The sequence below is a fragment of the Streptacidiphilus jeojiense genome (genome assembly GCF_000719095.1).
Lineage (GTDB): Bacteria > Actinomycetota > Actinomycetes > Streptomycetales > Streptomycetaceae > Streptacidiphilus > Streptacidiphilus jeojiensis.
Map to the genome: position 1 here is coordinate 211,264 of NZ_JOEH01000001.1, position 13,493 is coordinate 224,756.

Consider the following 13,493-nt stretch of genomic DNA (forward strand, 5'->3'; position numbering starts at 1 on the left):
TCTCGCGCAGTTCCCCGCGCCCCTACGGTGCTGCATGGCTGAGCTGCTGCGGACAGTCCTCTAGCTGCGCGGGCCCTGCCATCGGCGGCCGGGGACCTGGCCCGGCTCGGCGCCGATCACGTAGCGGACGCGCCGCCCCAGCACGCGGCGCGCGGGCGCGCGGCAGCCGCGCTGGAGGACGTAGCCGATGCGCACCGGAGGGTGGGGATCGGGTGCGAGGAACGAGTGCCCGGTACCCGCCCGGAGGGGAGCAGCGGCGGAGGACGACCCTCGACGCAGTTTGCATCCGGGTTGGAGGCGGGGGGACATGGCCATGAGGGTAGCGGGTTTCTCAGCGGCCGTGGCGGATGGCCGGGTGGGCGCCGGCGGCGACCAGGTCGGCGACGGCGGCCTTGGGGTCGCGGCCGGTGACCAGGGACTCGCCGACCAGGACGGCGTCGGCGCCGTCGTTGGCGTAGGCGATCAGGTCGTGCGGGCCGCGGACGCCCGACTCGGCGACCTTGACGATGTGCGACGGGATGGACGGCGCGACATTGGCGAAGGTGTCCCGGTCGACCTTGAGGTCCTTGAGGTTGCGGGCGTTCACGCCGATGATCCGCGCGCCGGCGTCCACCGCGCGCGCGACCTCCTCCTCGTCGTGCACCTCGACCAGCGGGGTCAGCCCGATCGACTGGGCCCGCTCGATCAGCGACTCCAGCGCCGGCTGCTCCAGCGCGGCGACGATCAGCAGGGCCAGGTCGGCGCCGGCGGCGCGGGCCTCCCACAGCTGGTAGGCGGTGACGATGAAGTCCTTGCGCAGCAGCGGGGTGTCGACCGCCGCGCGCACCGCCTTGAGGTCGGCCAGCGAGCCGCCGAAGCGGCGCTGCTCGGTGAGGACCGAGATGGCGGCGGCACCGCCCGCGGCGTAGTCCGCGGCGAGGGCGGCCGGGTCGGCGATCGCGGCCAGCGCGCCCTTGGACGGGCTGGAGCGCTTGACCTCGCAGATCACCCGCACGCTGTCGCCGCGCAGGGCGGCCACGCCGTCCTTGGCCAGCGGGGCCTGGACGGCCAGTTCCTTGAGCTCGTCCAGGGACACCAGCTTCTGGCGCTCTTCGAGGTCCTCACGGACTCCGGCGATGATCTCGTCGAGCACGCTCACGCTGGACGCCCCCTTCTGCAGGTGTGGATGGCGGGGTGGTGGAGATTGGCCCGGCTGCTTCCAGCCGCTGTCGATGGTATCCGCCGGAACCGCCATGGCCTGCATCGAGCCACGCCCGGTCTCGTTGGCTGGACACGACGCCGCTGGTCACAGCCCTGACAGCGGGACCGAGGGCGGGGCCAGGAACGAGCCGAACGGAAGGTTGCGCAGCACCGTGAAGGCCACCAGGGCGGCGATCAGGCCCCACGTCCAGCGGCGCGGGATGCCGGGCACCGGGCTGCGCCGCCCGCGCGCCGCGCGGTAGGTCCAGCGGGCCCAGAACACGGTGGCCAGCACCACCGAGGCCACGACCAGGACGTTGTCGTGCACGGCGGCCGACAGGTCGCCGCGGGTCAGCTCGTGGACGCAGCGCAGCCCGCCGCAGGCGGGGCACCACCAGCCGGTGAGCAGCAGGAACGGGCAGGTGGGGTAGTGGCCGGGGTGGTTGGGATCGACCTCGGCCACATACGCCGTCGCCGCGCCGACCGCCGCGAGGGCGACCGCCGGCGCGGTCAGGGATCGGGGGGCGGGGCGACCCGCCGCATCCGACACGGTCAGTGCGAGGCGCCGGTGCCGACCGGGGTCTTCTTGGCGGTGTCGACCTTCGGGGCCGTGTCGACCTTCTTGCCGTAGCCGGCCGCCGACAGCATCTTGCCGACGCCCGGGCCGACCAGGGCCAGCACGAGTCCGACGATGACCAGGATCGGGCTGGGAATGACCATGGCCACACCGGCGAGCAAGAAGCCGATGAAGGAGATGGTCACCCCGGTCCAGGCGGCGGTGGTGTGTCCGTGGGCACTACCCGACATTGCTGCTCCTTGGTTGCACGGTGTCTCTCAATGCTGACTCTCGCTGCACATTGTTCCGTACGCCGGTCCGCGCCGCCGTGCGGGGTGGCCCACTGTGACCTAACGTGTCGGGTCCTCGCCCCGGTCCATGGCCTTCCACAGGTCGGCCGGGGTCTCCTGGTCGGGCGTGGCGCGCTTCGCGGCGGCTCCGCGGGGGCGGCCGGCCGCCTTACCGGGGGCGTCGTAGCGCGCGGACATGCCCGGCCAGTCGCGGCCCCTGGCGAGCACCAGCAGGCCGCCGAGGAGCAGCAGGACGCCGCCGAGCGCCCCGACCCAGGGCCAGAGGGTGTGGCCGACCCCGGTGGCGGTGGCCTTGGTGAGGCCGACGGCGCGGGCGGCCTTGCTGTCCAGGGCGCCGTCCCCGGTGGCGGCGAGCAGGGCGGTCACCGCCACTCCGGCACCGGCCAGGGCCAGCAGCGCGCCGACCACGGCCCGGCCGACGCCGCGCACGGTGAAGACGGCCACCGCGGCGGCCAGCGCCACCAGGGCCAGCGCCCCGGGCAGTCCGCTGGTCTCGGAGCCGCTGGCGGAGACCTTGAGCCGGGTGGTCTGGAAGGCGACGCTGCCGTGCGCCCAGGTCTGTCCGGCGGCGAGCAGCACCACGGCCGCACCGACGACGGTGAGCAGCAGCATCAGGGCGAGGCTGCGCCGGTCCGGACGGCGCGGGGCGGCGTCCTCGGCGGGGGTCCCGTCAGGGGTCTCGGTCTCTGGTTCGGTCACGGGCAGCGCGGTCACCGTTCCAGTGTGCCCTGAGCCCGCGCGGCGGCCGGACGCAGGGTCACCGCACCGGTTGCAGGGTGCTCGCGCCCGCCACCGCCCGGAGCACGGCGGCGGCCTTGTTGCGGCACTCCGCGTCCTCGCTCTCGGGCACCGAGTCGGCGACCACCCCCGCGCCGGCCTGGACGTAGGCCCTGCCGTCCCGGATCAGCGCGGTGCGGATGGCGATGGCGGTGTCGGAGTCGCCGGCGAAGTCCAGGTAGCCGACGCAGCCGCCGTAGAGGCCGCGCCGGGTGGGCTCCAGCTCCTCGATGATCTGCATGGCGCGGGGCTTGGGCGCCCCGGACAGCGTCCCGGCCGGGAAGCAGGCGGTGAGCACGTCGAAGGCGGTGCGGTCGGCGGCGACCCGGCCGGTGACGGTGGAGACGATGTGCATCACATGGCTGTAGCGCTCCACCGTCATGAACTCCACCACCTCGACGCTGCCGGGGGCGCAGACCCGGCCCAGGTCGTTGCGGCCTAGGTCGACCAGCATCAGGTGCTCGGCGCGCTCCTTGGGGTCGGCCAGCAGCTCGGCGGCCAGGGCGGCGTCCTCCTCGGGGGTGGCGCCGCGGTGCCTGGTGCCGGCGATGGGGTGCACCATGGCGCGCCCGTCCTCGACCTTGACCAGCGCCTCGGGGCTGGAGCCGACCACGTCGAAGTCGGCGCCGCCGGCGGTGCCCGCGAAGCGGAACAGGTACATGTAGGGGCTGGGGTTGGTGGCCCGCAGCACCCGGTAGACGTCCAGGGCGCTGGCCGGGCAGGGGACCTCGAACCGCTGCGAGGGCACCACCTGGAAGGCCTCGCCGGCCCTGATCCGCTCCTTGACCTCCTCGACGGCGGCCCGGTAGGGGGCGCCGCCGAAGGGCGAGACCGCGTCGACCGAGGCGACCGGGGTGAGCGCGGCGGCGCCGGCGTCCACCGGGCGGGCCAGGTCCGCGGTCATCGCGTCCAGCCGGGCCACGGCGTCCGCGTGGGCGGCGTCGACACCGGTGGGACGGTCGTCGTGGTTCACCGCGTTGGCGATCAGTATCACCGTGCCGTTGGCGTGGTCCAGCACGGCCAGGTCGGTGGCGAGCAGCATGGTCAGCTCGGGCAGGCCCAGGTCGTCCGGGGCGATCACCGGCAGCCGTTCCAGCCGGCGGACCACGTCGTAGCCGAGGTAGCCGACCATCCCGCCGGTGAACGGCGGGAGTTCACCGTCCCGGTGCAGGTCCCGGGGGGTGTGCAGGGCCTCGACGGTGGCCCGCAGCACCTCCAGCGGGTCGCCCTCGGTGGGCACCCCGACCGGCGGGTCGCCGAGCCAGCGGGCCCGTCCCTCCTGGTCCACCGTCAGCGCCGCGCTGCTGCGGACGCCGACGAAGGAGTACCGGGACCAGGACCGGCCCTGCTCGGCGGACTCCAGCAGGAAGGTGTTGGGGCGTTCGGCGGCGAGCTTGCGGTACAGGCCGACGGGGGTGTCCCCGTCCGCGAGCAGCCGACGGACCACCGGAATGACCCGGCGGTCCACGGCGAGCTTGCGGAAGGTCTCGAGATCGGGGCTGACGGTGCCGGTGGTCATGGTTGCGCAGCGTATCCGATCAGGTCGAGGTGGTGCCGGGGGCCGAGACCGGCAACTGCCCGGCGTCGAAGCAGGTCCGGTCGCCGGTGTGGCAGGCGGCGCCGACCTGGTCGACCTGGACCAGCAGGGTGTCGCCGTCGCAGTCGAGGGCGACCGACTTCACCAGCTGGAGGTGGCCCGAGGTGTCGCCCTTGACCCAGTACTCGCTGCGGCTGCGGGACCAGTAGGTGCAGCGCCCGGTGGTGAGGGTGCGGTGCAGGGCCTCGTCGTCCATCCAACCCATCATCAGCACCTCCCCGGTGTCGTACTGCTGCGCGACGGCGGGGACCAGCCCCTGCGGGTCGCGCTTCAGACGTGCGGCGACCTCGGGGGCCAGGGCGGTGCTGCCGGGGGCGGCGGGAGATGCGGACATGCCGTCCATTGTGCCAAGGCGGCGGGCCGGCGGGGAGCAGCACGGATATATGGGGATGATCCAGGTGAATTCCCCGGATCCGGCCGAGTCGATGAGGCTTTTTGTTCGACCTGGCTCTCATCGACCCCTTACCTACCGGCATTGTGTACGCCATGAGTTACCCGCCGCCTCCTCAGCAACCGCCTTACGGCGGCCAGGACCAGCCGCCGCAGCAGCCCCCGCAGCAGCCCGCTCCCGGCTTCGGTCCGCCGCAGCCCTATCCGGGGCCGCCGCAGTACCAGAACTTCCCCAACCAGCCCCAGTACCCGGGCCAGCCGCCCTACCCCGGCCAGCCGGAGCAGCCCCCGTACGGGCCGCCGCAGTACCCGGGACAGCTCCAGCCGCCGTACGGACCGCCCGGTGGCGGCAACGGCGGCGGACGGGGCAAGACCGTCGCCATCGTGGTCGGCTCGGTGGTCGCGCTGGCCATCGTCGGCACCGGCATAGCCGTGGCCATGCACGGCTCGGGGAACGGCAACACCCCGGTCGCGTCGCAGAGCTCCCCGCTGGTGCTGCCCTCCGGCACGCTGCCCTCGTCCCTGCCGTCCGAGCTGCCCAGCGACCTCCCCAGCGATCTGCCCAGTGACCTGCCGAGCGCGCTGCCCAGCGCCTCCTCCAGCGACCTCACCTACAAGGCGGTCGAGCTGAAGAAGGGTCAGTGCTACAGCGACCCGGCCATCACCTTCACCGTCGACGACATCACCGTGCGCAACTGCACCAGCTCCCACGACGGCCAGGTGACCGCCGTGGTGACCATCCCCAGCGGGTTGACCACGGACGACGCCATCAGCTCCAAGGCCGACAGCATCTGCCACCCCATCAACTCCACGGTCTACCAGCGGCAGCCGGGCAGCCCGGACCTCTCCGGCAGTGTCTTCTACCCGGTGCTGGACGCCTACAGGAACGGTGACCACACCGGGTACTGCGTGCTCACCATCGACATCGGCGGCACCAAACTGACCGCACCGCTGCGCTGAGACCCGCCCAGCGGGCATCCTGGGGAACATGAGCACGAACCGGCCCACGGCCCGGCGGCGCACGTTCGCGGTGGCCGCCGGGCTGCTGGCGCTGGTGGTGGCCGCCGTACTGGTGGTGGTCCTCGCCGGCGGCGGCCACCGCAAGGCCGCCGCCGCCCCGGCCTCCGCCTCGCCGAGCGCCAGTCCGAGTGCCAGCCCGGCGCCCAGCAGCCCGCCCCCGCCGTCCCCCTCGCCGGTTCCGCAGACCCTGCCCTACCTGCTGCTCCGCCCCGGCGACTGCTTCGACGCCCCCGGGCACACCGGAGCCACCTCCCGCTACAGCAGGAAGGACTGCCACCAGCCGCACGACGGCCAGGTGATCGGGCTGCTGCAGCTCCCGGCCGGGCTGACCACCGGGGTCGCCCTGGTCGAGAAGGCCAACAGCCTCTGCTATCCGGTCACCGCCCCGGTCCGGGCCCGGCAGACCGTCAGGCCACTGGTGGTCGGCGGGGTGATCTGGCCCGACCTGGCCTCCTACCGGGGTGGGCGGCGCACCGCGACCTGCGCCATCGAGCACGACCCGGCCGGCCCGCAGCTCACCGCGCCGCTGCGGTGAGCGGTCCGGCACAGTCCGGGGCCGTCCGGAGGAATGAGGCCGCGCATTGACGACCCATCAGACGTAGGCTGAACGCATGTCGAACCATGCCCGACGCGAACGCCTACTGCTGGTTGACCTACTGGAGAGCGCCGGCCCGGACGCGCCCACCCTCTGCAAGGGCTGGACCACCCGGGACCTGGCCGCACACGTCGTGGTCCGCGAGCGCCGTCCCGACGCGGCCGGCGGCATCATGATCAAGCCCCTGGCCGGACGGCTCGCCAAGATCCAGGGCGAGTTCGCCGCCAAGCCCTATCCCGAACTGCTGGAGCTGATCCGCACCGGGCCGCCGCGGCTGTCCCTGTTCGGCATCCCCGGCGCCGACGAGCTCGCCAACACCGTGGAGTTCTTCGTCCACGGCGAGGACGTGCGCCGCGCCCAGGACGGCTGGGCGCCGCGGGTGCTGGACCCCGAGTTCGCCGACGTGCTCTGGAGGCGACTGGCCCAGTCGGCCTCCATGAACGGCCGCCGCTCCCCCTCCGGACTGGTGCTGCGCCGCCCGGACGGGCAGACCGCGGTCGCCCGCAAGGGCACGCCGGTGGTCACCGTCACCGGCGAGCCGGGCGAGCTGCTGCTGTTTGTGATGGGACGTCAGGACCAGGCCCAGGTCGAGCTGGAGGGCGACAAGGAGGCCGTGGACCGGGTGCAGGCGGCCGAGCTGGGGATGTAACCGGCTCAGCCGAAGCGGCCGTTGACGTAGTCGGCGGTGCGCTGGTCCTGCGGTGCGTCGAACATGGCCCCGGTGGGGCCGTGTTCGACGATGCCGCCGGGGGTGCCCTGGGCGGCCAGGAAGAAGGCGCAGCGGTCGGAGACCCGCTGTGCCTGCTGCATGTTGTGGGTGACGATGACGATGGTCACCTCGTCCGCCAGTTCCCTGATGGTCTCCTCGATCCGCCGGGTCGAGGTGGGGTCCAGTGCCGAGCAGGGCTCGTCCATCAGCAGCACCTGCGGCCGGACCGCGAGCGAGCGGGCGATGCAGAGCCGCTGCTGCTGGCCGCCGGACAGGGCGCCGCCGGGCTGCCGCAGCCGGTCCCTGACCTCCTTCCACAGCCCGGCCTTGGTCAGGCACTCCTCCACCAGCAGGTCCCGCTCGCCGCGCCCGGTCCTGACCCCGGTGAGCTTGAGGCCCGCGGTGACGTTGTCGTAGATGGACATCGCCGGGAAGGGGTTGGGCTTCTGGAACACCATGCCGATCCGGCGCCGGGCATCGGTGAGCCGGCGGCCCGGGGCGTAGACGTCCTCGCCGTCCAGCAGCACCTCGCCGCTGAGGGTGGCGGAGGGGACCAGCTCGTGCATCCGGTTGAGGATGCGCAGGAAGGTGGACTTGCCGCAGCCCGAGGGGCCGATCAGCGCGGTGACCTCACCGGCCGGCATCCGCAGCGAGACCTGCTGCAGCACCTTGTGGTCGCCGAACCAGGCCGAGACCGCGAGGGCTTCCAGCCCGCCGGGGCGGGCGGCCTCCCGCCCCTGGCCGTCCACCACGGCGGGGATCTCCACCGTCTCTGCACTGCTGGGGGTAACCGACATGATGGCCTTTCAGATCCTGACGATCGGTTCAGATGAGGTTGGGCAGCAGCCGGACCACCTGGTCGGCCACGGACAGCCCGAGCGCGCCCAGCACCGGGACGCCGCAGATCCAGGCCTGCCAGCGGCCCCAGCGCAGCCGGGCCAGGGTCACCCCGACGGCGGCCAGCAGCAGTGCCTCGGCCCACAGCACCAGCGGCACCCAGGCCGAGGGGTCGATCCCCATCGGCTTCTCGGCGGCCGCGAGCCCGTCGCTGCCCAGCGGACGGGCGGGCGCCGGGAGGACCTTGCCGACCAGGTCGGCGTCGACCAGCAGCAGTCCGTCCGGGGTGAACGCCGGGCCGTCGGCGGTGACCAGGACCAGGCGGGCGGCGCCGTCGGCGAGGGCGGGCGGCACCGGGTCGCCGGCCCGGCGCACGTCCAGCACCCGGAAGGTCTGGGTGCCCTGGCCGGTGAGGACCGTGAAGGTCTCCGAGGGCCGCAGTTCTGACAGGTGGCCGAAGGGACCGCCGAAGCCCGACTGACGCCCCATCAGCACGCTGGTGCCGGCCTGCCCCGGCAGCGGCGTGTCCCGGCGGTGTCCCACTCCGGTGGCCAGCACCCCGGAGGTGGTCCCCTCCAGGACCACTTCCTTCAAACCGAGTTGAGGGATGGTCAGCAGCGCTACCGGGCGGCCCTGGCGCACCAGGGTGCCGCTGCTGTCGGTCTGCCCCACCGGGATGGTGCCCTCGGCGAGGTCCTTGCGCAGCGCCGCGTAGCTGGTCTCGCGGTCCCTGGCGTGCCGGACGTCGCCGATCGGGCCGATGTCCAGCAGCAGCCCGAAGACCAGGGCGGCCAGGATCAGCAGGGCGGTGCCGTAGGCGCCCGCGGCGTCCGGTCGGCCCGGGCGCCGGGGCCGCGGGGGCTTCCGCGGCGCGACCGCCGGGCCGGCCGGTGCGGGCTCCTGCGGGGCAGCGGGCGGGGGTGCGGTGAGCGTCATCGTCCGGCCGCCCTGGCCCTGGCCCGCTGCCGGCGCAGCGCGCCGGTGCCGAGGCCGGCCAGCAGCAGTCCGCCGCCGGCCATGGCCACCACCGAGCCGACCGGGGTACCGGCCGAGGGGGCGGCGGGGGCGGCGGCGGGTTCCGCCACCACCGTCGGGGCCGCCGACGGGGTGGCGAGGGCGGTCGCGGTGGCCTTGACCGCGGCATGGATCGAGCCGGCCGGGGCCACGTCCTTCGCCTTCCAGCTCCGCGGCGCGGTGAAGTCCAGGGTGCCGGTGAAGTCCCTGAGGTGGGCCGGGTTGAAGCGGGTCCGGCAGTAGACGTCCACGGTGTAGTCGCCGCGCAGGGTGACCCCGGCCGCGCTGGCGGTCTCCCGCAGCGTCTGCGGCAGCGGCACCACATAGCCGCCGTTGGCGGCCTCGGGGTAGATCGACACCGGAGACAGGCCCAGCAGCGAGGTTCCGCCCGCCGGGAAGCCCGCACCCTTGATGGAAGCCATCAGCTGGTCGGTGGCGTGCGGGCAGGCCCCGGAGGTCAGCGTGTCGATGGGGTCGTCGTCACGGCCGGACGGGTAGTCGAAGGCCAGGGCGCCCGGCCCGGTGGTTCCGGCCTGCGCGGACGCGGGGCCGGACGGATCGGCCCAGGCCCGGGCTCCGCCGGCGCCGCCGATCGCGGTGAGGCCGAGGGCCAGCAGCAGCGCGGTGACGGCGGCCGCCGCCTTGCCGGCGGTGGAGCCGGCCGGGGCCGGCGCGGCGGGCGCGGGTGACGGCTCGGGCGCGAGCGCGGTGCCGGGCGGGGTGCCGGGGGCGGCGCCGCGCCTGGTGCGCCGGTAGCGCCGGTACCGGCTCAGGCCGAACAGGGCCAGGAGCAGCAGCAGTGCCAGCAGGGTCCACGGCACGGTGGCGAAGCGGGTCTGGCTGGTGCTGCTGGACAGTCTGGGGTCGGTGTCCCCGGTGACCGCGAGCGGGTCGACGGTGATCGAGGCGGTGGACCACAGGGTGGGGAAGAAGCCGGAGACGGTCACCGTGTAGGTCGAGCTGTTGCCGGGCAGCAGTTCGGTCAGGTCCGCCGGTCCCTTCGCGGTGACGATCGACCCGGTGGCGGTGCGCACCCGGACCGCCTGGTGTCCGGCCAGCCGGATGTTGCCGGTGTTGCGGACCGTGTAGCCGACGGTGGTGCTGCCGGTGCCGAACGGGTTGAGCGTGCCGTGGTAGACGGTGCTCACGCCCTCCAGGGTGAGCTGCGGCCGGAGTGCCCCGGGCACCCGCAGGTGGATCCGGGTGCCGACCCGCTCGTCCACGGCGACCTCGTTGCCCTTGGCGTCCTTGGTGATCCGCCGGAGCGAGAGCACGATGCCGCCGGAATGGTCACCGGGGGTGGCCCCGGCCGGGACGGCCAGCGTGAACGGCACCGTGCGGTGCGACCGGGCCGGCAGCGTGACGGCCGCGGTGGCCAGGTGGACCCAGCTGCCGACGTCCTTGGAGGGCTTCCCCGCCGGGAGCACGTCGTAGCCGCCGGTGTCGGTGTTGAAGGCGTCGGCCGCGTACAGGCTGAGCTGCAGCGGCTGGTCGCCGTAGTTCCAGACCTCGACGTGGTCCTTGACCTGGGCGCCGGGGCCGGCCGAGTAGCTGAAGGAGCCGCGGTTGTCCGGTCCCTTGGCCGAGGCGGGCTGGATGCCGAAGGTCTGCGGGGCCGGCGTGCCCGGCGCCGCCGTGGCGGGGGTGGCCGTCCCGAGCGCGAGCAGCGCCGCGACCAGGGTCGTCAGCAGCAGCACCAGGGCGGGTGCTCGTCCTTGCTGGTGCGGTGCGGTGCGTCGTGGTCTCATCGGACGTCCTTCGCTGGCGGGGAGAGCGGTGGGGCGGTGCCCCCTCCGCACGGCGGGCTGCCGTGCGGAGGGGACTGCGGCTGACGTCAGGTCAGCTGAGGCGGTGTCACATCACGGTGAGCGTCAGCACACCGGTGTAGGCGCCGGCCACCGTGGAGGTGGGGGCGACCAGGGAGAGGTCGGCGCCGAGCTGGGCGGTGCCCAGTCCGGTGGCGCTGGCCAGGGTGCGGGAGGACTTCAGGCCGAGCACGCCGGTGTCCGAGGACGGCACGCCGTCGGCCGGGGCGACGTTGCCGCCCAGGCTGAGCTTGACGCTGTCGCCCTTGTTGACCAGGTTGGGCGCCCAGCCCAGGTTCTCGGCGTTGATGCTGTTGCTGCCGGAGGCGAAGTCCGCGACCTGGCCGCTGAGCGACCAGCCGGGGGCGCCGGCCCGGGTGTCGGTGACGGTGACGGTCTGGATCGGACCGGCCGTGGTGAACAGGGTGCTGGTGGTGTTGAGCGCCAGCGCCGGCAGGTTGACCTGGCTGCCGGCCACGCTGAGGGCCAGCGCGCCGGGTGCCACGGAGGTGTTGATGGTCTCCGTGCCGGTCGACGACCCGCCGGTGCCGCCACCGGTGGGAGCGGTGACCGTGAAGGGCACGGCCGTCGCGGTGGAGGCCGCGAAGGCGGTGGAGTCGGTGGGCGTGAACGAGGCGGTGAGCGAGTGGTCGCCCTCGGCCAGGCTGCTGACGGTCAGCGAGGCGCTGCCGCCGGAGAGCGCGACGGTGCCGAGGGTGGTGCCGTTGCTGGCGTCGGTGAAGGTGACCGAACCGACCGCGTCCGAGGGCGCGACCGTGGCGGTCAGCGCCACCGGGGTGCCGGGGGCGGCCGAGCCGCCGGGGACCACGGCCAGCGAGGTGGTGGTGTTCACCGCGCCGGGGGCGCTGACGGTGTAGGCGGTCGCCGTCGAGGTGGAGCTGCCGAAGGCGGCGTCGGTGGAGGTGAAGGCGGCCGAGAGCTGGTGCGCGCCCTGGGCCAGGGCCGAGGTGGTGAGCGTGGCGGTGCCGTTGGTCACCGTGACCGGGGCGCCGATCGCCGTGGTGCCGTCCAGGAACTGCACGGTCCCGGCGGCGCTCGGGGAGACCTGCGCGGTCAGTGTGACCTGGCTGCCGGTGGTGGCCGATCCGGTCGGGCTGACCGCCAGCGTGGTCGTGGTGGCGGTGACCTGGGAGCCGGCCGGGTCGGTGGACTGGTAGGTGGTCGGCGTGGTGAACCAGATGGCACCGGTGTAGGAGCCGAAGGTGGTGGCGCCGAAGGCGTTCTTGCAGACCATGGTGAACACGTACTTGCCGGAGAGGGCGGCGATGCCGGCCTCCTGGGCGTCCTGGCGCATGGTGTCGACCAGGCCGAAGACGTAGCCGCCGGCCGTGGTGGTCGGCAGCGTGGTGAAGTCGACGGACGGCGTCACATTGGTGGCGGTGGTGAAGCCCTCACCGGTGACGGAGATCTGCACCCGGCTACCGCCGGCGGTGCAGCCTCCGGAGGAGGTGAAGGACATGCCGTCGTCGTCGGCCCCGGAGGCCGGGGTCGCCGTGAGGGTGCCGAGCACGGTGTCGTCGGCGTGCGCGGCGGGTGCGGCGATCATGGCCATGGAGCCGGCCGCGAGCAGGGTCGCGGTGCCCAGGGCGATGCGCTTGGGCAGTCGGTTGACGGTAGTTGACACGGTGGGACTCGCCTTCTCGGTGGGAGGGTGGAGCCTTGCGGACCGGAACTGCGGGAGCACGTCAGCCGCTGGTCTTCGAGGTGTCGCCGCAGTTGGCGTCGAGTCCGAAGCCGTAGTTCTTGATGATCGAGGTCTGCTGGCAGATCAGCGAGGTGCCGCCGACGAAGACCGTGCTGTACGGGGCGGTGCCGACCTTGCTGCTGGGGATCACGTTGTAGACCTCGCGGGTGGCCGTCGCGCCGGTGTTCAGCAGCAGCGACGGGGTGCCGTCGATGTTGCCGAGCAGCGCGCTGCCGCGCAGGTCGGTGATGGTGCCCGACTCCTGCGCGATGTACTGGGCGATGGAGAACGGCGCGATGGACGTGTCGTCCAGGACGCGGCCGTCGTGCTCCTCGATGGGCTTGCCGTTCTTGGTGTCGCTGATGCAGGGGTACTTCCCGCTGACCACGTCGGTGTCGGAGATGCCGACCGTGGTCTCCCAGAAGCTGCGGGTGCCGGATCCGGCCTGCGGCAGCAGCGCGTGGATCGAGTAGTTCGGCGCGGTGCCCACGTAGTTGGGGTCGCAGGTGTAGATGGAGTGCAGGTCCGCCAGCGACAGGTTGCGCGGGATCGAGCTCTTCGGCGTGATCGCGTAGGTGACCGCGTCGATGGCGTAGGGGACGTAGGTCAGGCCGGGGATGCTGGCCGTCGTGTTCAGGCTGGAGGAACGGCTGAACTGCAGGCAGCCGTCGGCGGCGGTGAGCGAGTTCAGCAGGGCGGTGCGGCCGGCGCCGGAGCCGTTGGGACGGGCCACGGCCTGGCAGGCCGCCCCCGACTGGGTGGCGATGGTGGCGGAGCCGGTGGCGTCGTAGGAACCGATCACCTTGGTGCCGTTGATGGTGATGGCGTTGGACATCGCGTTCATGACGCCCTGGGTGGTGTCGGATCCGACGCCGGCCAGCTGGCGGTAGGTGGGCGTGCCCGACGGGTCGGCCTGGGCGGTGCCGGCACCGAAGGCCATCAGGCCGATGCCGGCGACCGCGGTGGCGAGCTTGAGCGAGTTCTTCATGGTGGGATGC

The 13,493-nt window shown here is 73.4% G+C and carries 15 protein-coding genes; 3 read left to right on the top strand and 12 right to left on the bottom strand.

Translation table 11 applies throughout. The features are described 5' to 3' along the window. Window positions 1–60: 60 nt before the first annotated feature. From trpM to hisI, 7 genes are all read right to left on the bottom strand, one after another. The gene (gene trpM, locus IF29_RS48885; RefSeq protein ID WP_380523130.1) at window positions 61–315 is read right to left on the bottom strand and encodes a tryptophan biosynthesis modulator TrpM; all 255 of its coding nucleotides are present in this window, start codon (window positions 313–315) and stop codon (window positions 61–63) included. Between the two features lie 16 nt (window positions 316–331). Then, window positions 332–1,138: an indole-3-glycerol phosphate synthase TrpC gene (gene trpC / locus IF29_RS0100915; protein WP_030248293.1), complete on the bottom strand. Its 807-nt coding sequence runs from the start codon at window positions 1,136–1,138 to the stop codon at window positions 332–334. Window positions 1,139–1,285: 147 nt separating this feature from the next. Next, complete coding sequence (locus IF29_RS0100920; RefSeq protein ID WP_232241967.1) at window positions 1,286–1,729, bottom strand: DUF2752 domain-containing protein; 444 nt, start codon at window positions 1,727–1,729, stop codon at window positions 1,286–1,288. 2 nt (window positions 1,730–1,731) lie between these two features. Further along, window positions 1,732–1,986, bottom strand: a complete 255-nt coding sequence (locus tag IF29_RS0100925; protein ID WP_030248296.1) for an HGxxPAAW family protein — start codon at window positions 1,984–1,986, stop codon at window positions 1,732–1,734. A 99-nt stretch (window positions 1,987–2,085) separates the two neighbouring features. Beyond that, the gene (locus tag IF29_RS0100930; protein ID WP_030248299.1) at window positions 2,086–2,760 is read right to left on the bottom strand and encodes a TIGR02234 family membrane protein; all 675 of its coding nucleotides are present in this window, start codon (window positions 2,758–2,760) and stop codon (window positions 2,086–2,088) included. A gap of 43 nt (window positions 2,761–2,803) precedes the next feature. Further along, a complete protein-coding gene (locus IF29_RS0100935) occupies window positions 2,804–4,342 on the bottom strand; it encodes an anthranilate synthase component I (RefSeq protein ID WP_030248300.1) in 1,539 nt (512 codons plus the stop codon). A gap of 19 nt (window positions 4,343–4,361) precedes the next feature. Beyond that, window positions 4,362–4,754 carry a phosphoribosyl-AMP cyclohydrolase gene (hisI, locus tag IF29_RS0100940; protein WP_030248302.1) on the bottom strand — a complete coding sequence of 131 codons (393 nt, stop codon included), beginning with the start codon at window positions 4,752–4,754 and terminating at the stop codon, window positions 4,362–4,364. A gap of 152 nt (window positions 4,755–4,906) precedes the next feature. On the opposite strand from hisI, the gene IF29_RS43110 reads away from it, so the two are divergent. The 3 genes from IF29_RS43110 (at window position 4,907) to IF29_RS0100955 (ending at window position 7,074) form a co-directional block, all read left to right on the top strand. Continuing rightward, on the top strand, window positions 4,907–5,770 hold the full coding sequence (locus IF29_RS43110; RefSeq protein ID WP_030248304.1) for a hypothetical protein: 864 nt from the start codon (window positions 4,907–4,909) through the stop codon (window positions 5,768–5,770). A 28-nt stretch (window positions 5,771–5,798) separates the two neighbouring features. Continuing rightward, on the top strand, window positions 5,799–6,365 hold the full coding sequence (locus IF29_RS43115) for a hypothetical protein (RefSeq protein ID WP_030248305.1): 567 nt from the start codon (window positions 5,799–5,801) through the stop codon (window positions 6,363–6,365). Window positions 6,366–6,441: 76 nt separating this feature from the next. After that, window positions 6,442–7,074: a TIGR03085 family metal-binding protein gene (locus tag IF29_RS0100955; protein ID WP_030248307.1), complete on the top strand. Its 633-nt coding sequence runs from the start codon at window positions 6,442–6,444 to the stop codon at window positions 7,072–7,074. A 5-nt stretch (window positions 7,075–7,079) separates the two neighbouring features. Here IF29_RS0100955 and IF29_RS0100960 read toward each other — a convergent pair whose 3' ends face one another. The 5 genes from IF29_RS0100960 to IF29_RS0100980 form a co-directional block, all read right to left on the bottom strand. Continuing rightward, window positions 7,080–7,931, bottom strand: coding sequence for a phosphate ABC transporter ATP-binding protein (locus tag IF29_RS0100960; RefSeq protein ID WP_030248310.1), 852 nt, complete (start codon window positions 7,929–7,931; stop codon window positions 7,080–7,082). 28 nt (window positions 7,932–7,959) lie between these two features. Then, window positions 7,960–8,907 (bottom strand): sortase, encoded by a 948-nt coding sequence (locus IF29_RS0100965; protein WP_051724740.1) that lies wholly within the window; start codon window positions 8,905–8,907, stop codon window positions 7,960–7,962. Beyond that, the gene (locus IF29_RS45760) at window positions 8,904–10,733 is read right to left on the bottom strand and encodes a WxL protein peptidoglycan domain-containing protein (RefSeq protein WP_157623507.1); all 1,830 of its coding nucleotides are present in this window, start codon (window positions 10,731–10,733) and stop codon (window positions 8,904–8,906) included. The genes IF29_RS0100965 and IF29_RS45760 overlap by 4 nt, the downstream gene beginning before the upstream one ends. 106 nt (window positions 10,734–10,839) lie before the next feature. Next, the gene (locus IF29_RS48410) at window positions 10,840–12,435 is read right to left on the bottom strand and encodes an Ig-like domain-containing protein (protein WP_051724741.1); all 1,596 of its coding nucleotides are present in this window, start codon (window positions 12,433–12,435) and stop codon (window positions 10,840–10,842) included. Between the two features lie 61 nt (window positions 12,436–12,496). Beyond that, window positions 12,497–13,483, bottom strand: a complete 987-nt coding sequence (locus tag IF29_RS0100980; protein ID WP_030248316.1) for a substrate-binding domain-containing protein — start codon at window positions 13,481–13,483, stop codon at window positions 12,497–12,499. Window positions 13,484–13,493: the final 10 nt, after the last annotated feature.